Here is a 20,744-nt window from a genome sequence, read left to right on the forward strand (position 1 = left end):
GGCCTGGTGGCCCGGGACGCCGGACCGCCCATGGCCGTGGGGCGGCGGGGCCTCGTGGAAAGAGGGCCGTCGATGGTGCGGCAGTCAGGCCGTCGGCCGTCCCATCGCCCGGTAGGTCCAGCCGGCGGCCCGCCACAGCTCGGCGTCGAGCGCGTTGCGTCCGTCCAGAATCGTCCGGCGGGACACGACCTCGCCGAGCGCCACCGGGTCCAGCTCGCGGAACTCGCGCCACTCCGTCAGATGCAGCACCACGTCCGCGCCGCGCACCGCGTCCAGCGCGGACTCCGCGTAGCCGAGGGTGGGGAAGAGCCGCCGGGCGTTCTCCATGCCCTTCGGGTCGAAGACGGTGACCTGGCCGCCCTGGAGGTGTATCTGCCCCGCCACGTTCAGCGCGGGCGAGTCCCGTACGTCGTCCGAGTCCGGCTTGAAGGCGGCCCCCAGCACCGCCACCCGTCGGCCGAGGAACGAATCACCGCCCACGGCCTCCCGGGCCAGCTCCACCATGTGGGCGCGGCGCCGCATGTTGATCGAGTCGACCTCGCGCAGGAAGGTCAGCGCCTGGTCCGCGCCCAGCTCGCCGGCGCGCGCCATGAACGCCCGGATGTCCTTGGGCAGGCAACCGCCGCCGAAGCCGATCCCGGCCCGCAGGAACTTGGACCCGATCCGCTCGTCGTGCCCGATCGCCTCGGCCAGCTTCGTCACATCGCCGTCGGCGGCCTCGCAGACCTCCGCCATGGCGTTGATGAACGAGATCTTCGTGGCCAGGAAGGAGTTGGCGGCGGTCTTCACGAGTTCGGCGGTCGGGAAGTCCGTCACCACGAACGGCGAGCCCTCGGCCAGCGGCACGGCGTACACCTCGCGCAGCACCTTCTCGGCCCGCTCGCTCGTCACGCCGACGACGATCCGGTCCGGGTGCAGGGTGTCCTGGACGGCGAAGCCCTCGCGCAGGAACTCCGGATTCCAGGCGAGTTCGGCGCCCGCGCCCGCCGGGGCCAGCTCCGCCAGCCGGGCGCCCAGCCGGGCCGCCGAGCCCACGGGCACGGTCGACTTGCCGACGACCAGGGCGGGTCGGGTCAGGTGCGGGGCCAGCGACTCGAAGGCGCTGTCCACGTAGCTCATGTCGCAGGCGTACTCGCCGTGCTTCTGCGGGGTGTTCACGCACACGAAGTGCACATCGCCGAACTCCGCCACCTCCTCCCACGAGGTGGTGAACCGCAGCCGGCCCGTGGACCCGTCGAGGCCCGCGACGTGCTTGTGGAGCAGCTCCTCCAAACCCGGTTCGTACATCGGGACCCGGCCGGTGCTCAGCATCTCGACCTTCTCGGGCACGACGTCGAGGCCGAGCACCTCGAAGCCCAGTTCCGCCATGGCCGCGGCGTGGGTGGCGCCGAGATATCCGGTGCCGATCACAGTGATCCTGAGGGCCATGCGGTGCTCCTGGGAGTTACGGGCGGACGTGTGGTGGGGCATGCCGTGGAACATGCGGTGAACGAGCATAGTCGCGCCCCCACGAGCCCCGTTTCCGGCCGCCCGCGCAGCCCCGAGGGCTCGTTCGCGCAGGCCGGGGAACGGGGCCCGCGCAGGCCCGGAGGCCGTGCGCGCGCAGGCTCGGAGGGCCCGCCCACGCAGGCTCGGAGGGCCCGTCCGCGCAGGTCGGGGGAAGATCGGGGGACCCCTGTCGCCAAGCTCACGCACGCATTGCATAGGCCAATGTGGGCGCACCGCTCTAAAATTGGGTTACTTAACGGTAGTTAGCTTCTTTGGGGAGTGAGCGTCTTGGCGGGTTCGACCGATTTCGACCTGTACCGTCCGGCCGAGGAGCACGAGATGCTCCGCGAGACGGTGCGTGCGCTCGCCGAGGCGAAGATCGCCCCGCACGCGGCGGCGGTCGACGAGGAGGCGCGCTTCCCGCAGGAGGCGCTGGACGCCCTGACCGGCGCGGACCTGCACGCCGTGCACGTACCGGAGGAGTACGGCGGCGCGGGCGCGGACGCCCTCGCCACGGTGATCGTGATCGAGGAGGTGGCCCGTGCCTGCGCCTCCTCCTCCCTCATCCCGGCCGTGAACAAGCTGGGCTCCCTCCCGGTGATCCTCTCCGGCTCCGAGGACCTGAAGAAGAAGTACCTGGGCCCGCTCGCCAAGGGCGACGCCATGTTCTCGTACTGCCTCTCCGAGCCCGACGCGGGTTCCGACGCGGCCGGTATGAAGACCCGCGCCGTGCGCGACGGCGACTTCTGGGTGCTGAACGGCGTGAAGCGCTGGATCACCAACGCGGGCGTCTCCGAGTACTACACGGTCATGGCCGTCACCGACCCGACCAAGCGTTCCAAGGGCATCTCCGCCTTCGTCGTCGAGAAGTCGGACGAGGGCGTTTCCTTCGGCGCCCCTGAGAAGAAGCTCGGCATCAAGGGCTCCCCGACCCGCGAGGTCTACTTCGACAACGTCCGCATCCCCGCCGACCGCATCATCGGCGAGGAGGGCACCGGCTTCGCCACGGCGATGAAGACCCTGGACCACACCCGCATCACCATCGCGGCCCAGGCCCTCGGCATCGCCCAGGGCGCCCTCGACTACGCCAAGGGGTACGTCCAGGAGCGCAAGCAGTTCGGCAAGCCGATCGCCGACTTCCAGGGCGTCCAGTTCATGCTGGCCGACATGGCCATGAAGCTGGAGGCGGCCCGCCAGCTCACCTATTCCGCCGCCGCCAAGTCCGAGCGCGTCGACGGCGACCTCACCTTCTTCGGCGCCGCGGCCAAGTGCTTCGCCTCCGATGTCGCCATGGAGATCACCACGGACGCGGTCCAGCTCCTCGGCGGCTACGGCTACACCCGGGACTACCCGGTGGAGCGCATGATGCGCGACGCGAAGATCACGCAGATTTATGAGGGCACGAATCAGGTTCAGCGCATCGTCATGGCGAGGAACCTTCCCTAGCGCCGCATCAGGCAACGTTCGCCCCGTCGCGACGTCCGGCACGCCCTCTCGCCGCACCGGCCGAAAACCCGAGTACGTCCAGTACCAGGGTTTCCGGCCGGCACACCGAGAGCACGCACCGGACGCGCTCCTTGACGGGCAAACGTTGCCTGCCGCGGCACTGGCGAAGTTTTTGCAGATCAGCGGGACAGTCCTTAGTGGCTGGCGAGCTGTGATCGGTTTCCGGTCCGCGCGAGTCCGTTTCGGGCCGACCATGGGCGTCATGCTGGGGGAATCCTGGGCTGACGCTGGGCAGGAAACCGCCTCTCACCTGCACAAACACAGCGGCCCTCGGCGCTTTGCCGGGGGCCGTCCGCATGGACCCTGCCAGGCGACTTCTGCCCGTCCTTTTGTGGGGTCGTCCGCGCCGGGCACCAGCATTGAGCCCGTGCCCGAGCCGAAGCGCTCGGAACCGCTCGCGTACAACCCCTTCCGGGCACTGCTCTCACCACAGCAACACAACAGCCCCGGCCTGAAATGGGCCGGGGCTTGTCTGATGAGACCTACTGCAATGGACACTCCAGTTCCGGCATGGCCCGATTCGGAGAACAGCACACCAGGGCCATGGGCAGGAACGAGGGTTGTTCGAGGTAGAAGCCGTGCGACACGTCACCACCCCAACCGAGTCGTTCGACAGCGGAGTTGACCAGTCCCGCCAGGCGCGTGCTGTCGCGGGGCGCTGCGGGCCACCGCTACTCGCAGTGCCCGCAGCGCGGCTCCAAGCTGTGCTCTGTTCACGCCCCGTACTTGGCCCACCATTCGGTGAACGGCTCCGCGCGCGCGAGTGCCGTGTCACGGCACCGCGTGAACTCCTCCGTGTTGGGGAAGACGGGCCGACCGGCCACCGTTTGAGGGTGCTGTCCGGGCGGAACCGACGCAGGCACTTCGGCGCCGGGCGGTGGATCCAGGGCGCCGGATTCCTCCGTTTCCCCCACCTTCGGGCGATGAACTCGGCACACTGAGTGCATGATTGATCACTATCAGGAGCGTCCGGAGCACCTCGTCATCAACGTGGAGCACCGCGACGACCCGGTGTCCCGGGTCACGGAGGCCGACGCCTTCGCCGCGTCCCGGAAGTACGCCAAGGTCGTGGTCCGCGGGCCGCTCTTCGGCATCGCCGAGCAGCGCCGCGGTGAGCGGCCACGGTGGCGGCTGCTCACCGACATGGACACCGGCTATCCGCAGGACGCCCGTGACGAACTGAACTCCTACCTCTGGTTCAAGGCCAAGGACGAGACGGACGATCCCCGGGAGCGGCGCCTCCTGCTGGACGCGGTGGCCCGGCTGGAGACCGAGCCGGTGAACGAACTGACCGTCGGCGACACGCGCTACCGCGTCGTGCGCGCCGACGAGTTCGCCCGGATCGGGGACGGGCGCCTGGAGCCGCCCAGGCCCACGGACGTCGACTGCGAGGGCTGGGACTTCCAGACCCACACCCCCTCCACCACCAAGGGCTTCGTCATCGACCACGCGGCGGCGGTGGGACTGACGGAGGGGCTGGACCGGATGGGCCTGCTGCCGTACCAGTACACCTCGGACCGCTTCCCGCCCGAGGTGCTGTCCGATTCGCGGCGGGCGCTGCGGACCCATCCGGGCCTGGTGCTGCTGCCGGTCGCGTTCCGGGTGATGGAGAAGAAGTCGCACTCCTGGTCGATGGCGTCGGGCCAGCACCCCACCCCGCAGGACGCGCGGCGCTCCTTCGCCCACTACCTCAAGGAGGTCCGGCCGCTGGTCGAGGAATCCGACGAGAAGGAGGTCAACGCGTATGCGCGGGCGGCGGACGCGTTCATGCGACAGGTTCGGCCCAACGAACTGAACGTGCGCGGGCGTTGCTTCCAGATCGTCCGGATCGAGCGGATGATGCGGATCGGTCCCGCGGGCCCCGAGGGCCCACGGCGCTCGGACATCGACATCCAGGAACCCACGCAGATCCATCCGTACATGGATGAGCAGGGCCACATCGACTACTCCAAGTAGGCCGAGGGCCGGATGAACCGCGGGCCGCGCAGGCTGCGGGCCGGGGAACCGTGCTCCTGCCGGGGCGGCTGGTCAACGCGCCGGGGCGGCGGAACGGACAGACCCCGGTGGTTCTCACCCCGGGGCCCGTCCGCGTTCGACGCTTTCACCGCGTCCGTGTTCAGTTCTCGGTGACGGTGACCTTCTCGTCGTTGTTCAGCTGCTCCACGAGCTGCTTGACCTTGGCCTTGTCCCAGACCAGGTTGCCGCCGACGGAACCGGAGATCGGCATGTTCATCGAGGTGCCGTCGCCGCCCGTGACGCCCTTCATGGCGAAGAACATCTGCCCCAGGGACCAGATCGACATGTCCTTGTCGACGATCAGGGTGTCCAGACCGGCGCTCATCGTCGGGTACAGCTTGAACGGGTTGAGGATCGTGGACGGGGTCGCCGTCTGGCTGGCGAGTGCCGCGAGGAACTTCTGCTGGTTCTTCGTGCGGGCCAGGTCGGACTCGGCGAACGCGTACCGGGTGCGGACGAAGGCCAATGCCTGCTCGCCGTTCAGGGTCTGCTTGCCGGCCTGGAAGTCGGCGCCGGACTTCTTGTCCTTGAACGCCTTCGGAATGTCCAACTCCACCCCGCCGACGGCGTCCACGATGCCGGCGAAGCCGCCGAAGCCGATCTCGACGTAGTGGTCGATGCGCAGCCCCGTGTTGAACTCGACGGTGCGGACGAGGAGTTCGGGGCCGTCTTCGGCGTACGCGGCGTTCAGCTTGGTGAACCGGCCGCGGGCCGGGTAGAGCTTGCCGGAGTCGGAGCCCTTGTACGAGGGGATCTCGACGTTCGAGTCGCGCGGCAGCGATATCAGCGTCGGCCCGTTGGAGCCGTCGTGCAGGATCATCATCGAGTCGGTCCGCTTGCCCTCGGCGGAACCGGTGTGCAGCCGCTTCTTTTCCTCGTCCGACATGCCCGCGCGGCTGTCGGAACCGACGATCAGGTAGTTGGTGCCGTCGCCCTCCTTCGGCCGCTCGATGACCTTGGAGAGATCCACCTCGCGGTTGAGCTTGGAGTCGGCCCAGAAGTACGTGCCGATGGAGACCGCGAGCACTACGACCACCAGCGACAGCGCGCCCACCTTGATCCGGCGGCCCCAGTCGGGCGCCGGGCGTCCCCGGGCGTACCCGTCGCCCCCTCGGCCACCGCCACCGGGGCCGCTGTTCCGGCCGCCGCCCTGTCCGCCGCCGTAGACCTGGCCCGTGTTGTAGCCGCCGTCGGCGTACCGGTCGTCGGCGTACCGGGGGGACGCCTGGCGGGGCCGAGGCGGTGTCTGATGGGGGTGGGGCGGTGCGGGGCGCTGCTGCGGGGGCGCAGGCCGCTGGACGTGCCGCATCACGCGGGCGCCCTCGGGCCGTTCGCTTCCGCTGCCCTGCCCGTAGCGGTCGCCGTGGTTGCCGCGGCGGTGGTCGTCGGTCCAGCCTTCGGGCCAATCACTCATGTGGTCCAGTGTGCAGGCCGGGTGCCCTCCTCTTACAGGGTGTACCGAAAATCGCATCGGCGCTGTTGCGAAGCTGATGCATTGCCCTCGGCGCGTAGGCCCCGTCAGTGCCTCCACCTCGCGGCGTACGCGCCCCGGCGCCGCTTCCTCACCCGCACGGCCCCGCCGTCGGCCCCCTCTAAGGTGGACGGTATGACACATCAGTCCCCGCGTCCGGAGGGTGACATCCCGGGCAAGCCGACCTCCGCTTCCCGGACCACCCTCAGCCACATCATGACCGGCAGCGACACCAATCTGCTGGGTACGGTGCATGGCGGCGTGATCATGAAGCTGGTCGACGACGCGGCGGGCGCCGTGGCCGGACGCCATTCCGGCGGACCCGCGGTCACGGCGTCGATGGACGAAATGGTCTTCCTGGAGCCGGTTCGCGTGGGTGACCTTGTTCACGTCCGCGCCCAGGTGAACTGGACCGGTCGCTCCTCGATGGAGGTGGGCGTCCGCGTCATGGCCGAGCGGTGGAACGAGTCCACCCCCGCCCAGCAGGTCGGCAGCGCGTACCTGGTGTTCACCGCCGTGGACGCGGACGGCAGACCGCGCCCCGTGCCGCCGGTCATACCGGAGAGCGAGCGGGACAAGCGGCGCTACCAGGAGGCGCAGATCCGGCGTACCCACCGCCTGGCCCGACGCCGCGCGATCAAGGAGCTGCGGGAGAAGCGCGCCGCGGAGGGCATCGACGACTGAGCCCTGGAGGCGGCGGAGCCACCGTCGACGGCCGAGTCAGTGTGGACGGCGGTGACGCTGTCGACGGCCGAGTCGTTGTCGAGGGCTGAGCCCGGCCGGGATCCCCGTGGTGCCTTTGTACCGACCGGGAATCCGGGGGCGTCCTGGTGCCGACCGGGCCGGGGGCGCCACGGGCCGGCCATGGACGTCACCCGGACCATGGACGTCATGGGCAGGCGACCTGGTCGCCCGTGACCGTGCTGAACTCCCCTTGCTCCGTCTCCTCGGCCCGCACCGGCCGTACCTTGGCGAAGTCCGCGCCCGCCGTCACCTTCAGCGTGGCTCCCTGCCCGGTCACCTCCCGCAGCTCGGCCCCCGGCAGGGCTTCGGCCAGGGACTTCGCAGACCGGTCCCAGCGCGGATCGTAGGCGATCAGGGTGCGCCCCAGGTCGCGTGAGTCCGCGTTCACCGGGGTGCGCGAGGTGTCGAAGCCGGTGGCACGCAGGGCGTCGTCGACCGCCTTGCCGAGCCCGTCCTTCGTGGTCCCGTTGTAGACCTGGACCCGGATCCGCTCCGGGGGGACATCGACCCGTACGGCCTTGGGCCGGGGCGCTGCCGGGCGCTCGGGGGCGAGTGGCTTGTCGTCGCGCAGGGCCTGGAACAGCCGGTCCGCCTTGGGCTCGTCCCACTTCACGGTGGAGCCGACGCCCTTGACCGGGTACGAGACGTCCCCCAGCGGTACGGAGGCGAACTCGGACGAGGCGGGGGTGAAGCCGCGCATCGCCCGCCCGAGCTCCAGCATCTGCTCCGTGCCGAACCCCTTGTCGGCCCGGACCGAGCCCAGCACCGTCGAGGTGACGTCCCTGAACTTCACCGGGTTCAGCAGCACACCGCTGCCGGTCGCCCGCTCGATCAGCGAGGCGAGGAACTTCTGCTGGCGCTGCATCCGGCCCAGGTCGGAGGCTCCGTCGACATGCCGGGACCGCACGAACTGGAGGGCCTGGCCGCCGCTCAGATCATGGGGTCCCGCGGCGAGGTCGAGACCGGTGTACGAGTCCTTCAGCGGCCGGGGCGTGCAGATCCGCACCCCGCCCAGGGTGTCCACGGTCTTCATGAAGCTGGTGAAGTCGACCTCCAGATAGTGGTCGATCTTGACGCCCGTCATGTGCTCGACGGTTCGTACGGTCAGCCCGGGGCCGCCCTCGGCATAGGCGGCGTTCAGCTTCACCGGGTGCGATGCGTGGGTCTTTCCCGTGGTGAGGTCCTTGTGCGCGGGGACCTCGGCGTAGCTGTCGCGGGGCAGCGACACGACGCTGGCGCGCTTCTTGTCCGCCGACAGATGGACCAGCATCAGGGTGTCGGTGCAGTTGCACGGAACGCCGCCCAGCCGGTACTTCTCCTTCTCCTCCGGCGTGATCCGGTCGCGACCGTCGGTGCCGACCAGCAGCAGGTTCGTGCCCCGCCCTCCCTGGGGCCGGTTCTTCATGTCCCGGAACGGGTCGACCCGGTCGATTCCGGTCTCCAGGCCGGTCACCACCGCGTGGCCGATTCCTCCGGCGCCGAGGACGAGGACCGACAGACCGGTCACCGCCCGCATCCTCCAGCGCGGACGCCGCTCCCGCCTCCCGGCCCCGCGTGGCGGGACGGGGCGGGGACGCGGTGCGGTGCGGCGGGGGGAGGGGCGCGGTGTGGGCACGGGGGAACCTCCGCGGTGCGACGGGACCGTTCGCACAGTAGGCCCATATGATCTGCGGCCCGCTCAGCGACCCGGCGGCGCGCGTCGGTGTCCCCCATTAGCGGTAACGTGGCGGCCGAATACCGTTGCCTGGTGGGGTGCGACCCCCTCGCACCCCCGAGGACCCCCGCCCACCCGAGGACCACCATGTCTGCCGCGCAGCACCCCGCCGTCTCCGTGATCATGCCGGTGCTCAATGAGGAACGCCATCTCAGGAACTCCGTCCGGCACATCCTGGAGCAGGAGTACGCAGGTGAGATGGAGGTGGTGATCGCGTTGGGCCCCTCCACCGACCGGACGGACGAGATCGCCGCGGAACTGGTGCGTGAGGACCCCCGGGTCCACACCGTCCCGAACCCGTCCGGCCGGACCCCGGCCGCGCTCAACGCCGCGATCGAGGCGTCCAGCCACCCCGTGGTCGTCCGGGTCGACGGTCACGGGATGCTGTCGCCGAACTACATCGCCACGGCCGTCCGGCTGCTGGAGGAGACGGGCGCGCAGAACGTCGGCGGCATCATGCACGCCGAGGGCGAGAACGCCTGGGAGGACGCGGTCGCGGCGGCCATGACGTCGAGGATCGGCGTCGGCAACGCGGCCTTCCACACCGGGGGCCAGGCCGGCCCGGCCGAGACGGTCTACCTCGGTGTCTTCCGCCGCGAGGCGCTGGAGAAGGCGGACGGCTACAACGTGGAGTTCATCCGCGCCCAGGACTGGGAGCTGAACTACCGCATCCGGGAGGCGGGCGGCCTGATCTGGTTCTCGCCCGAGCTGAAGGTGCAGTACCGTCCGCGGCCCTCAGTGCGGGCGCTCGCCAAGCAGTACAAGGACTACGGCCGCTGGCGGCACGTCGTGGCCCGTTACCACTCCGGCTCGATCAACCTGCGCTACCTGGCGCCGCCCACCGCCGTCTGCGCGATCGCCGCGGGCCTCGTGGCGGGCGCGGTCGTCACCCCGTGGGCCTTCGTCGTCCCCGCCGGGTACGTCGCTGCGATCGTCGCCGGATCCATACCGGCGGGCAAGGGCCTGTCCCTGAAGGCGCGGGCCCAGATCCCGGTGGCGCTCGCGACCATGCACATGTCGTGGGGGTACGGCTTCCTGACCAGCCCGCGCTCGCTGGCGAAGAAGGTCATCGCCAGTCGCCGCCCGGCCGTCACCGCATAGCCGCCGACCCGTCCGAGGGCCCGCCGCGACAGCACGTCGGCAGGGCCCTTTGCCGGCCGCACATCCGGAAGTCCTGCTGCGGGGAGCACGTCCGCGGGTGCCCGGCGCAGTGCCGCCCTGAGTTCCGTCGGCGGAGGCCCGTCCCCGGGCCTCGGGTGAACCGAAGGCCCCGTGCGCCCCGCCCGGCGCCGCGTTACCAGCCGAAGCCCGGCTGGATGTCCATGCAGGCCCCCTCCTCCGTGCCGTTCAGGGCGCGGGCGCTGTCCGGGGTCTTCTCCTGCCTGGCAGGCGCGACGTACTCCCCGCTCTCGCGCCAGTCCGCCCCCACGGTCAGGGTGATGCCCGTGACATCGGTCGACCTCTTCACCGACGCCAGCGGGATGCCGAGCGCCTTGGCGACGGCCTGGGCGTTGCCCTCCAGGTCCGCGCTGGGGAAGAGCACCCCGGTCCGGGCCGCCGCCTCGGTGTACTGCGTGTCGACCGTGGTCTCGGTGAAGCCCTTGTCGACCAGCAGATCCTTGACGGCCGAGGCGCGTCCCTTGACCGGGTACTGGCTGTCGGACCTGGTCCCGTTGCGGACGATGACCGGGATCTCGGCGACGGGCGCCGTGGGCTCCTTGGCGGTAGGAGCCTTGCGCTTGGACGCCTTGCCGTCGAGCGGGGCGTCGTCGCGGACCATCTGGAACAACTGGTCGGCGTCGCCGGGCTTCGGAAGCACCCGCTCCTGGTTCACGCCCGTCCCGTAGACGTTCGGCATCGTCGTCATGGTGATGCGGTCGGTGGGAACCCTCTTGAACTCCTCCGCCAGGTCGTACAGCTTCTTGACCGTGTCGAGGCCCTTGTCGACCGTCAGCGCGTCGGTGGCCGCCTCGGCGAGGTCCGTCAGCTTGCCGGGATCGCTGAGCTTGGTGCCCTTGCGCAGCTCGCGGACCATCGAGTTCATGTACATGTGCTGGGCGTGGGTGCGGCCGAGGTCGGTGCCGTCCTCGAAGCCGTAGCGGGTGCGCAGCCACTGGAGGGCCTGCTTCCCCTTGATCTTCGTGGTGCCCTTCTCCAGCCGCAGCCCGGAGCCCTTGCCGTCGCTGGTGTGGGAGTAAACGTTTCCTTTGACGCAGACCGGGACACCGCCGATCGCGTCGGCCATGGAGACCACACCGGAGAAGTCGATCATCATGAAGTGGTCGATGGTGATGCCGGTGAGTTCGTACCAGGTGGCCACGGCGCAACCGGGGCCCCCGCGGCCGAGCGTCTGGTTGGTCATCGCCAGGCCGGCGGAGGCGGGGTAGACCTGCCCCGACTTCGGGTCGGTGCACTTCGGGATCTTCAGCAGCGTGTCGCGCGGCATGCTGATCACCGACATGTTGCTGCGGTCCGCGGAGAGGTGGACCAGCATCTGCACGTCCGCGAGGGGCGGTGCGCCGAAGGTGTCCCTGCCCCCGCCGAGCTTCTGGTTCTCTTTGGAGTCCCGCGCGTCCGAGCCTATGAGCAGGATGTTCAGCGGGGTCTGACCGGCGGCGTTGGCCTTGTGGTCGGCCATCTTCCGGTCGCCGAGCGTCAGCTCCTCCTTCTTGATGTTCCCGTTGAGGTGCTCGTAGTAGAAGTACCCGGCGCCCGCGCCGCCGAGTATGAGCATCGAGAGCACCGCGGCGCTCCAGCGCAGCACCCGGCGTTTGCGCTTGCCCTTGCCGTTTCGCCGTTTCGCCGTGCCCCGGTGGCCGGTGCTCTTCGGGGCGCGCGGCCGGGCGTCGGTGTCCGGCTCCGGCCCTTTCCCGGGCGCGTCCTCGTAGAGGTCTTCGTCCCAGCCGAGTTGGCGGGCGTCGCGGACGCGTGGTCGCGTCTCCTCACCGGGTGTGCTGCTCCGTCCCACCGGATCCCCCTGCTGTTCGGACTTGTGGTGTGGCGCGGTGACCAGGTGTCACTTGGCGCACTCTGCCTTGGCGGCGTTCGCCTGCTGGACACCCTCCGGCGCCTTCGCCGGAGCCGCGATGGGAATACCCGCGCCCTTGAAGTCGGCGCCCAGCGTGAGGACCATCGCCTGCAGCCCCTCGGCGTCCGTGGTGCCCTGCTTCAGCGCGGCGGCGGGCAGGCCCATCATGTCGGCCAGGGCGCGGGCCTGGTCCGCCTGGTTCGGCGCGAACTCCAGCGTCGTCTTCGCGGTCTTCGCCGGGGCGTTGGCCTTGTTGGTGGACTTGAGCACGCCCTGGTTGTTCTGGAGCCAGGTGACGGTCGTCTGCGCGGCCCCGCCGATGTCGCCGCCGTTGTACACGTCGACCCGCACGTCGGCCGCGGCGGCCTTGGGGCCCTTGAGGAGCGCCTCCTGCTCGCTCTTCGCCTTCTTCTTCCGCGCGTTCACCTCGGTCAGGGAGATGTCCTCGCGCATCATGGCGAACAGCGGGTCGGCCCTCGGCTTGTCCAGTACGACCGTGGCCCGGATCTTCTCGGCCGGGTTGTCCCGGACCGGCACCGTCACGAACGTGACGTTCTTGGTGTCGACCTTGCCGAGCTCCTTGGCCAGCTCCGTCAGCTTCGTCACCGAGCCGATGCCCTGGTCGACCGTGAGCGCACTGGTGGCCGCGTTCGCCAGCTTGAACAGCTTGGTCGGGCTGGTCAGGGTGTCGTCCGACTTCATCTGACGGATCATCGAGGCGACGAACTGCTGCTGGACCTTGATCCGGTCCAGGTCGCTCTCGTTGCCGAAGCTGTGCCGGGTCCGTACGAACGCCAGGGCGTCCTCGCCCTGGATGCGGTGCTCGCCCGCCGACAGGTCCAGGCGCGAGTCCTTGTCCTTGACCGGCTTGGCCAGGCAGACCTGGACGCCGCCGACCGCGGTCGACAGCTCCTTGACCGCGTTGAAGTCGACCATCATGAAGTGATCGACCTTCAGTCCGGTGATCTCCTCGGTCGTGCGCATGGTGCAGCCGGGGTCGCGGTTCTCCTGGCCGAGGCTCTCGTTGAAGCGGACGCCTGCCGTCCCCGGGATGGCCTTCTCCGACCCGCCCGACTGCTTGGTCCTGCACTCCGGGATGTCGGTGATCATGTCGCGGGGGATGCTGAGCGCCGTCGCGTTGGTGCGGTCCCTGGAGACGTGGAAGAGGATGTTGGTGTCGGCGTGGCCCAAGCTGCCCTTGTCGCCGTAGCCCTCGTTGCCCTTGCCGGTGCGCTTGTCGGTTCCGATGATCAGAATGTTGATCGGGGCGTCGTTGTCGAAGACGTTCTTGTTGCCCGCCGAGCCCACGTCGATCGTGCTCAGGTTGCCGTTGAAGTGCTGGTACAGCGCGTACCCGCCGACCGACAGGCCGACCAGCACGAAGGCCAGCGTGCCGCCCGTCCACAGCAGGACCTTGCGGCGGCGCGTCTTGGGGGCCTTCCGGCCACGCCTGCCCGCCGTCGCACCGTGGCCGGATCCCTCCTTGCCACGCGGGCCCCCCGCCGAACGGCGGCCCCGCTGCCCCGGTACCTCGCGGGGCGCGGTGGGGCCGCGCCCCTCTTCGTCGTGGGCCGTGCTCCGGCGCTGACCGTCGTCGGCCGTGCCCCGGCGACCACCGTCGCGATCCGCCCCGCCGCGCTCGTCCCCGCGCGCCGTTTCTCCGCGCCGGCCGCCGGAGTCGTGAAAGTCTTCCGCTGCTTCTCTGCGACGGGGGATGCGTGGCCCGGGCGCCGGGGAAGCGGCGACCGAATCCCCTCCGGAATTGTTCAGTCGCAGTTCGTAATCGCCGGTGTCGGGGTTGAGCACCCACTGGTCTGCGGGGTCGAATTCATCCGCCCGCCCACGGCTTTGCGCATCCACGGTTGTTGAGTCCTCCGTCGGTGCCACGCGAGGCGCCTGCCCCGGTCAGGCGCCTGATCTATCGCTCCAGAAGTGCGCGGCCTGATGGCCGGAAGCACCGGATCGCGTCACACTATCGGCCCAGTTCGGCGTAGAGCGACGGGCGTGACAAATTCCACGGTCTTTACAACTGGTCATTCTGGTCATTACGCGCCGATCGGCGGCTTCTGCTTGGGAATTGCTTTACTGCCGGCACGGGTCCGTCGCGGCGTTGTTGCCTGAATAGGTGGGGGTGGGGTTCGGGTCCGCGGCGTCTGGCGTATCGGCAGAGACATTGTTTTCCCCGTTGTTCTTCCGGTCGTCACTCTCGGGCCGGCCCGCCGGGACCACCGCGACGGGGGCGTCCCCGCGTAGCCGGTCGAAGAGCCGCTTGGCATCGGGTTGGACGAGTTCGTCCCGGTTCGGGTCGGGGCCGTACGGCTGCCGGGGCACGGTCAGGAACTGGATCCGGTCGGTCGGTACGTCGCGCAGATCGCGCACCAGGCCGTACAGGTCCCTGAGGCTGTCCAGCCCCGGGTCCGTGGTCAGCGACTTCGTGGCCGCGTCCAGCACCGGGTACAGGCGTGCCGGGTTGAGCAGGACACCGTCGCTCTGCATCTTGTTCACCAGCGCGCCCAGGAACTGCTGCTGACGGTTCATCCGCTCGGTGTCGCTGCCGTCGCCGATGGACTTGCGGGCCCGCACGTACCCCAGCGCCTGCTCGCCGTCGAGCTTCTGGCGTCCGGCGGGCAGCTTCAGGTGGGCATCAGGATCGTCGACCGGCTTCTTGAGGCAGACCTCGACGCCACCGACGGCGTCGACCATGTCCTTGAACCCGTTGAAGTCCACGACCATCTGGTGGTCGATCCGGATCCCGGTCAGCTTCTCGACCGTGCGGATCGTGCAGGCGGTGCCGCCGAACTGGTAGGCCCAGTTGAACTGGGCGAACTGCTTCTTCGTGGCCGTGCCGTCCGGCTTGTGGCAGACCGGGATCTCCACCATCAGGTCGCGCGGCAGGGACATCGCGGTGATGCTCTGCCGGTCCGCCGCCAGATGCAGCAGGATCGTGGTGTCCGAACGCTGGCTGCCGCCGTCGTCGCGGCCGTACGCGCGGTTGTCGCCCGCCCGGCTGTCGGAGCCGATGAGCAGGATGTTCTCCGCGTTGCGCACCACGGGGGCGGGGCGCTCCCGCTCGTACACCCGCAGCTCGGCGGCGGCCGAGGTGTCCGTCCTGATGTTGGCGTCGAGCTTCCGGTACAGCCACGAGCCGACACCCGCGGCGGCCAGCACGACGAGCGAGGCACCGAGCGCGGCCCAGCGCGGCCAGCGGCGCCTGCGCGACGTGCCCCGGCCCGCCGCCGGTCCTGCGGTGCCGGTGTCGGCACCCGGGCCGTCCGCGTCCCGGCCCGCCGCCGGGTCGTCTTGCGGGCGCGGCGCGTCCCGGCTCGTTCCCGAGCCGTCGGAGTCGCCCGGCGGGCCGACGCTTTCGCTCACGTCTGCGTCCATCCTTCACGTTCGGCGGCGCGATGGGCCGCCGGTCGCAGGGGTAGACGGCTGAACCTCACGCTTGGTTGTGTCCCGGGCGGCCCGTACCGCCGATCCTGCACCGGAGTTGACGAACAGTCCTGAAAGTCCGGTCGGGTATGGGCCGGATGAGTGACTATCAGGGCTCTTGTCATACCACGGTATGGGTGATCCGCTCGCTTTCGGCGCGCTTCGCCAGCCCGTCCTCGCCCAGCTGCTCCAGATGGCGGCACAGGACCACGGAGCCGCCCGCGGCCAGCGGAGCGAACAGTCCCGCGCTCAGCCCCTCCCAGCTGTCGTACGCACGCCCGCTCAGCAGCCGAGACCCGGCGGCCAGGCCGAGGCCGGCCGCGTCCTCACGGGCCCGCGCCACCAGCCGTGCGGCCGTCAGCTCGATGCCGCCCACCGCCAGCGCGGGGGCGTCCGGGTCCACGGGGGCGAACGGGGCGAACCGGTCGCCCTGGCCCGGCACCTCGACCGCGTAGTCCGCGAACCCCTCGGGGGTCTGCGGGAACCTGCCGCCCAGCGGGCGCAGGGCCAGGGCCATCCGCTCTCCGGAGCAGGCGCGCGCGGCCTCCAGCGTGTCGGGGCCGCTGACGACGAGGTCGGCGCCGGCCGGGTCGCCCTGCACGTCGGCGAGCACGCCGACCGAGGAGCAGGCGAGCAGCCACACCGCCGACTGCCAGTGCGCGGGCAGCAGCAGGGCGAGCCGGTCGCCGGGCTCGGCGGCGAGATCGCCCTGGAGCAGATTGGCGGTCTTGGCCACCCAATTGGCGAAGGTGGCCACCGACAGTTCCACCCGTTCTCCGGTGGCGTCGTCGTAGAAAGTGATCAAGGGGCGGGCCGGGTCCGCGGCGAGTGCGGAACGCAGCAGGTCGGCGGGGGTGCGGTCGCTGGTGTTCATCCGCGCAAGGGTACGTGGCGGCGGTGCGCCGGGGTGTGCGGACGGGATGTCGGTACGCCGGTTCGATAGACGGTGCGTCAAGTATTGGGGAGCGCATCGGTGGACGTATTTGTCAGATTATGCCCAGGATTATTCGCATGCGTGCTTTCCTTGCATCCTCGATCGGTGTCACCTGTGCGGCGGTTCTCGTGCTGCCGTCGGCCGTCCCCGCGGGCGCGGCCCCCGAACCCGACACCGCCCCCGCCGAGTCCGCCGAGTCCGCCGAGTCCGCCGAGCCCTCCGGGGTGCCGGGGTCGACACAGTCCCTGGCGATGGCGCCCCTGGCGGACCCCTCCGGCCCGGCCACCGGCGACTCCACCCGGACCGGCGAGGCCGCGGAGCAGGGGCTCGCCGAGCGCTCGGTGAGCCCGTTCTCCCTGGTGGGTGTCGTCTGGGACGACCCGGACGCCGAGCTCCACGGAACCGTCCAGGTCCGTACCCGTGCCCGCGACACCGACCGCTGGTCCGGCTGGCAGGACCTGGAGACGCACAACGCCGAGCACGCCGCCGACCCCGGGAGCACCGAGCGCGGGTCCGGCGTCCGGGGCTCCACCGCCCCGCTCTGGGTCGGCGACTCGGACGGTGTCGCGGTACGCGTACGCCCCGGGGTCACCGACTCCCACGGGGCGGGTGATGCCCCCGGGGCCACCGACCCCCACCGGGCAGGCGATTCCCGGGGTGTGGGTGATGCCCACGGCGACCATGAGCCCCACGCCGACGGCCACGACGGCCACGACGGCCACGACGGCCACGGCAGCCACGACGGCCACGGCAGCCGCGACCGGTCCTCCGCCGCCGCGTCGTCCCTGCCCACCGGCCTGCGGCTCGAACTCGTCGACCCCGGCCAGGACACGCGCCGGGCCCCGGTCGGGACCGATCGGCGCACCGAGGGCAGCGGGACCACCGAGACCGCCGAGGGGTCCGGGACCACCCGGGCCGGCGAGGGGTCCGGGACCTTGGACGGCCTGGACGCCGCGGACTTCACGGATCTCGCGGATCTCGCGGATTCCGTCGTGGCCGCCGCGGGTGCGGAGGCCGCCGCGGGTGCCGAGGCCGTCCGTGGCACGTGGGATATATCGGGCACCGGCAACGGCGGCACCCCGCAGCTCGACACCGCGTCGTCCGGCGCGGGCGTGCTCTCCGCCCTCGGCAAGGCGGAGACCGAGGCGCGGAACGAGGCGGAGACCGGACGTGCGCCCGGCGCCCAGCCCTACATCGGCCCCCGGCCGGGCATCATCACCCGCAAGGGCTGGGGAGCCGACGAGAAGCTCAGGGAAAGCGCCTTCGTGTACACCAAGACCGTCAAAGCCGCGTTCGTCCACCACAGCGCCACCGGCAACAACTACACGTGCTCCCAGGCGCCCGCGGTCCTGCGCGGCATCTACCGGTACCACGTCAAGAGCACCGGCTGGCGGGACTTCGGCTACAACTTCGCCGTCGACAAGTGCGGCACCATCTACGAAGGGCGGGCAGGCGGAGTGACGAAGGCGGTCCTGGGAGCGCACACGCTCGGCTTCAACAGCGACAGCATGGGCATCGTGGTGCTCGGCACCTACAGCAACGCCGACCCGTCCGCCGCGGCGGTGAACGCCGTCGCCAAACTCACCGCCTGGAAGCTCGGCCTGTTCGGAGCCGATCCGAGGGGAAGGACCACGCTCGTCTCGGGCGGCGGCAACAAGTTCAAGAAGGGCACCGAGGTCAGACTCGACGTCATCTCGGGCCATCGGGACGGCTTCGCAACCGAATGCCCCGGAGCGCGTCTTTACCAGAAGCTCGGCTCGGCCCGCACCAGCTCCGCCCGTCTCCAGGGACGCTGATCCCCGGGGACAGCGGACGAACTGCGGGACACCCGGACGGCACGCCGCGGAGGGCCGCCCCGAAGGGGCATCACATTCCTTCGCGGACCGTCCTGGGCCGGCCGGGCGCCCTCAGGGCGGACCGGAGCCGGGTGCGGCGGAACCGGTCTGCATACACTGGCCAGCCGAACCAGGCAGGGCCCCACCAGGAAGCAGAGTCAGCGCTGTGACACAGGCAAGAGAAGCGATCCTCCTGGTGGGCGGCAAGGGCACCCGGTTGCGCCCGCTCACGGTGCACACGCCCAAGCCCATGGTCCCGGCGGCGGGCGTCCCCTTCCTCACACACCAGTTGGCACGCGCCCGGGCCGCCGGGGTCGAGCACGTCGTGCTCGCCACCTCGTATCTCGCGGAGGTCTTCGAGCCGTACTTCGGGGACGGCTCGAAGCTCGGCCTCCACATCGAGTACGTCACCGAACTCGAACCGCTGGGCACCGGCGGCGCGATACGCAACGTCGCGTCCCGGCTCGGTTCCGGGGCCGACGAACCCGTGCTCGTCTTCAACGGCGACATCCTCACCGGCCTCGACATCCAAGCCCTGGTCGCCACGCACACCGCCTCCGGGGCGGACGTCTCACTCCACCTCACCCGCGTCGAGGACCCGCGTGCCTTCGGCCTCGTGCCGACGGACGGCACCGGCAGGGTCACCGCGTTCCTGGAGAAGCCCGAGACGCCTGAGCAGATCGTCACCGACCAGATCAACGCCGGGGCGTACATCTTCCGCCGCTCGGTCATCGACACCATCCCGGTCGGCCGCCCGGTCTCCGTCGAACGCGAGACCTTCCCCGGACTGCTCGCCTCCGGCGCCCATCTCCAGGGCATGGTCGACTCCACCTACTGGCTGGACCTCGGCACCCCGCGGGCCTTCGTACGCGGCTCCGCCGATCTGGTGCTCGGCCGAGCCCCGTCCCCGGCCGTCCCGGGGCGGTGCGGCGAACAGCTCGTCCTGCCGACCGCCTCCGTCGCCGCCGACGCCAAACTCACCGGCGGTACGGTCGTCGGCGAGGGCGCCCGGATCGGCGCGGGAGCCCGCATCACCGGATCCGCGGTGCTGGCCGGCGCGGTGATCGAACCCGGAGCGGTGATCACGGACTCGCTGGTCGGGGCCGGTGCCAGGATCGGCAGCCGGACGGTGGTCGACGACGCGGTCGTCGGGGACGGGGCACGGGTCGGCGCCGACAACGAACTGCGGGGCGGCATGCGCGTCTGGTGCGGGACGGTCCTCCCGGACGCGGCGGTGCGCTTCTCGTCCGACGCGTAGACGAGTCCGACGCGTGGACGAGTCCGACGCGTGGACGGGTCCGGCGCGTGGACGAGTCCGGCGCGCGAGCGGCTCCCGTCGGACGTGGGCGCCCGGCCGTGCGGGACCGTCGCGCGGGACCTCCCCCAGGCCCCGCCCCCGCCCTGGCGCCCGGTGCGCCGCGCCGGACGCCCGCCCCTGTGCATACCCTCGACACGCACCCCGACGACCGAGGACCTCATCGTGGCTGGACGATTCGCCCCCCGCAGCGCCCCCGGCGCGGCCGTCCCGCACCAGGCGGCGGCCCCGGCGAAGGACGCGCTGACTCGCGACTGGACCCCGTCCGGCCCGCTCGACCTGCGCCTCGTCCTCGGTCCGCTGCGCCGGGGCCCGGCCGACCCCACCTTCCGGATCACTCCGGACGGAACGGTCTGGCGGACCGGTCGCACGCCCACGGGCCCGGGCACTCTCCGTCTGGTGGTCCGGGGCGGCCGGGTCGAAGCGGCCGCCTGGGGTCCCGGCGCGACCTGGCTGCTCGACCGCCTCCCGAGCCTGCTCGGCGCTGAGGACGACCCGGACGCCTTCCGCCCGTACCACCGGCTGCTCGCCGTGACCCGGCACCGCCGCCCCGGACTGCGCCTGGTGCGCACCGGGCTGGTCATGGAGTCGCTGATCCCGTCGGTGCTGGAGCAGAAGGTCACCACGGACGAGGCATACCGGGCCTGGCGGTACCTGGTCCGCACGCACGGCACCCCGGCGCCCGGCCCGACGGACGACGCCGCGTTCGCCGCGCTCGGCCTGTACGTCATGCCGGACGCCGGCACCTGGTCGCTGATCCCGTCCTGGGAGTGGCATCGCGCGGGCGTCGACGCGAAGCGCTCGGCCACCATCCTGCGCGCGGTGCGGGTGGCCCGCCGCCTGGAGGAGGCGGCGGCCATGGACCTCCCGGAGGCCACGGCCCGTCTGCGGCTCGTTCCGGGCATCGGCCCCTGGACCGCGGCCGAGACCCTTCAGCGCTCGAACGGGGCAGCGGACGCGGTCACGGTCGGCGACCTCCACCTCCCGGGCATCGTCGGCCACGCCCTGGCGGACAACCGGCACGCCGACGACGAGGAGATGCTGGCCCTGCTCGCCCCCTACGAGGGCCAACGGCACCGGGCCACCCGCCTCATCCTGCTCTCCGGCCGTGTGCCGCCCCGCCGGGCACCGCGCATGTCCCGGGGCGACATCGCACGCCTCTGAGCCCGGGCGGCGTACGGGCCGTCCTCCGACCCGTGCACCATGCCCATGCCCATGCCCGTGCGCGCGTGCGTACTGCCCATGCCGATGCGCGCGCCCG

14 protein-coding genes are annotated in these 20,744 nt (G+C 70.9%); 7 read left to right on the forward strand and 7 right to left on the reverse strand.

The window, feature by feature from the left end:
- Positions 1–84 precede the first annotated feature (84 nt).
- Positions 85–1,428, reverse strand: a complete 1,344-nt coding sequence (locus tag ACIHCL_RS16650) for a UDP-glucose dehydrogenase family protein (protein WP_399862324.1) — start codon at positions 1,426–1,428, stop codon at positions 85–87.
- 348 nt (positions 1,429–1,776) lie between these two features.
- On the opposite strand from ACIHCL_RS16650, the gene ACIHCL_RS16655 reads away from it, so the two are divergent.
- Together ACIHCL_RS16655 and ACIHCL_RS16660 are read left to right on the forward strand one after the other, a co-directional pair.
- The gene (locus ACIHCL_RS16655; protein ID WP_399862232.1) at positions 1,777–2,934 is read left to right on the forward strand and encodes an acyl-CoA dehydrogenase; all 1,158 of its coding nucleotides are present in this window, start codon (positions 1,777–1,779) and stop codon (positions 2,932–2,934) included.
- A gap of 1,005 nt (positions 2,935–3,939) precedes the next feature.
- Positions 3,940–4,950, forward strand: coding sequence for a DUF5954 family protein (locus tag ACIHCL_RS16660; protein ID WP_399862234.1), 1,011 nt, complete (start codon positions 3,940–3,942; stop codon positions 4,948–4,950).
- A 160-nt stretch (positions 4,951–5,110) separates the two neighbouring features.
- Here the strand turns inward: ACIHCL_RS16660 and ACIHCL_RS16665 are convergent, their stop codons facing one another.
- Positions 5,111–6,424: an LCP family protein gene (locus ACIHCL_RS16665; RefSeq protein ID WP_399862236.1), complete on the reverse strand. Its 1,314-nt coding sequence runs from the start codon at positions 6,422–6,424 to the stop codon at positions 5,111–5,113.
- 192 nt (positions 6,425–6,616) lie between these two features.
- Here ACIHCL_RS16665 and ACIHCL_RS16670 point away from each other — a divergent pair, with 192 nt between their 5' ends.
- Positions 6,617–7,165, forward strand: a complete 549-nt coding sequence (locus ACIHCL_RS16670) for an acyl-CoA thioesterase (protein ID WP_399862238.1) — start codon at positions 6,617–6,619, stop codon at positions 7,163–7,165.
- 205 nt (positions 7,166–7,370) lie between these two features.
- Here ACIHCL_RS16670 and ACIHCL_RS16675 read toward each other — a convergent pair whose 3' ends face one another.
- On the reverse strand, positions 7,371–8,741 hold the full coding sequence (locus ACIHCL_RS16675; RefSeq protein ID WP_399862240.1) for an LCP family protein: 1,371 nt from the start codon (positions 8,739–8,741) through the stop codon (positions 7,371–7,373).
- 285 nt (positions 8,742–9,026) lie between these two features.
- Between ACIHCL_RS16675 and ACIHCL_RS16680 the strand changes: the two genes are divergently transcribed.
- On the forward strand, positions 9,027–10,040 hold the full coding sequence (locus ACIHCL_RS16680; RefSeq protein WP_399862243.1) for a glycosyltransferase family 2 protein: 1,014 nt from the start codon (positions 9,027–9,029) through the stop codon (positions 10,038–10,040).
- Positions 10,041–10,233: 193 nt separating this feature from the next.
- Here the strand turns inward: ACIHCL_RS16680 and ACIHCL_RS16685 are convergent, their stop codons facing one another.
- The 4 genes from ACIHCL_RS16685 to ACIHCL_RS16700 all read right to left on the reverse strand — a co-directional run bounded on the left by ACIHCL_RS16685 (position 10,234) and on the right by ACIHCL_RS16700 (position 16,273).
- Positions 10,234–11,907, reverse strand: coding sequence for an LCP family protein (locus ACIHCL_RS16685; protein WP_399862245.1), 1,674 nt, complete (start codon positions 11,905–11,907; stop codon positions 10,234–10,236).
- A gap of 48 nt (positions 11,908–11,955) precedes the next feature.
- Positions 11,956–13,827: an LCP family protein gene (locus ACIHCL_RS16690; protein WP_399862247.1), complete on the reverse strand. Its 1,872-nt coding sequence runs from the start codon at positions 13,825–13,827 to the stop codon at positions 11,956–11,958.
- Between the two features lie 222 nt (positions 13,828–14,049).
- Entirely contained in the window at positions 14,050–15,339 is a 1,290-nt protein-coding gene (locus ACIHCL_RS16695) for an LCP family protein (RefSeq protein WP_399862249.1), read from the reverse strand.
- Positions 15,340–15,520: 181 nt separating this feature from the next.
- On the reverse strand, positions 15,521–16,273 hold the full coding sequence (locus ACIHCL_RS16700; protein WP_399862251.1) for a TIGR03089 family protein: 753 nt from the start codon (positions 16,271–16,273) through the stop codon (positions 15,521–15,523).
- 137 nt (positions 16,274–16,410) lie between these two features.
- Between ACIHCL_RS16700 and ACIHCL_RS16705 the strand changes: the two genes are divergently transcribed.
- The 3 genes from ACIHCL_RS16705 (at position 16,411) to ACIHCL_RS16715 (ending at position 20,647) form a co-directional block, all read left to right on the forward strand.
- A complete protein-coding gene (locus ACIHCL_RS16705) occupies positions 16,411–18,129 on the forward strand; it encodes a peptidoglycan recognition protein (RefSeq protein ID WP_399862253.1) in 1,719 nt (572 codons plus the stop codon).
- Positions 18,130–18,334: 205 nt separating this feature from the next.
- Positions 18,335–19,426, forward strand: coding sequence for a sugar phosphate nucleotidyltransferase (locus tag ACIHCL_RS16710; protein WP_399862255.1), 1,092 nt, complete (start codon positions 18,335–18,337; stop codon positions 19,424–19,426).
- A gap of 222 nt (positions 19,427–19,648) precedes the next feature.
- A complete protein-coding gene (locus ACIHCL_RS16715) occupies positions 19,649–20,647 on the forward strand; it encodes a DNA-3-methyladenine glycosylase family protein (protein ID WP_399862257.1) in 999 nt (332 codons plus the stop codon).
- The last annotated feature ends 97 nt before the right edge of the window (positions 20,648–20,744 follow it).

It is taken from the genome of Streptomyces sp. NPDC052042 (assembly GCF_044548345.1).
In the GTDB taxonomy this organism is placed as follows: domain Bacteria; phylum Actinomycetota; class Actinomycetes; order Streptomycetales; family Streptomycetaceae; genus Streptomyces.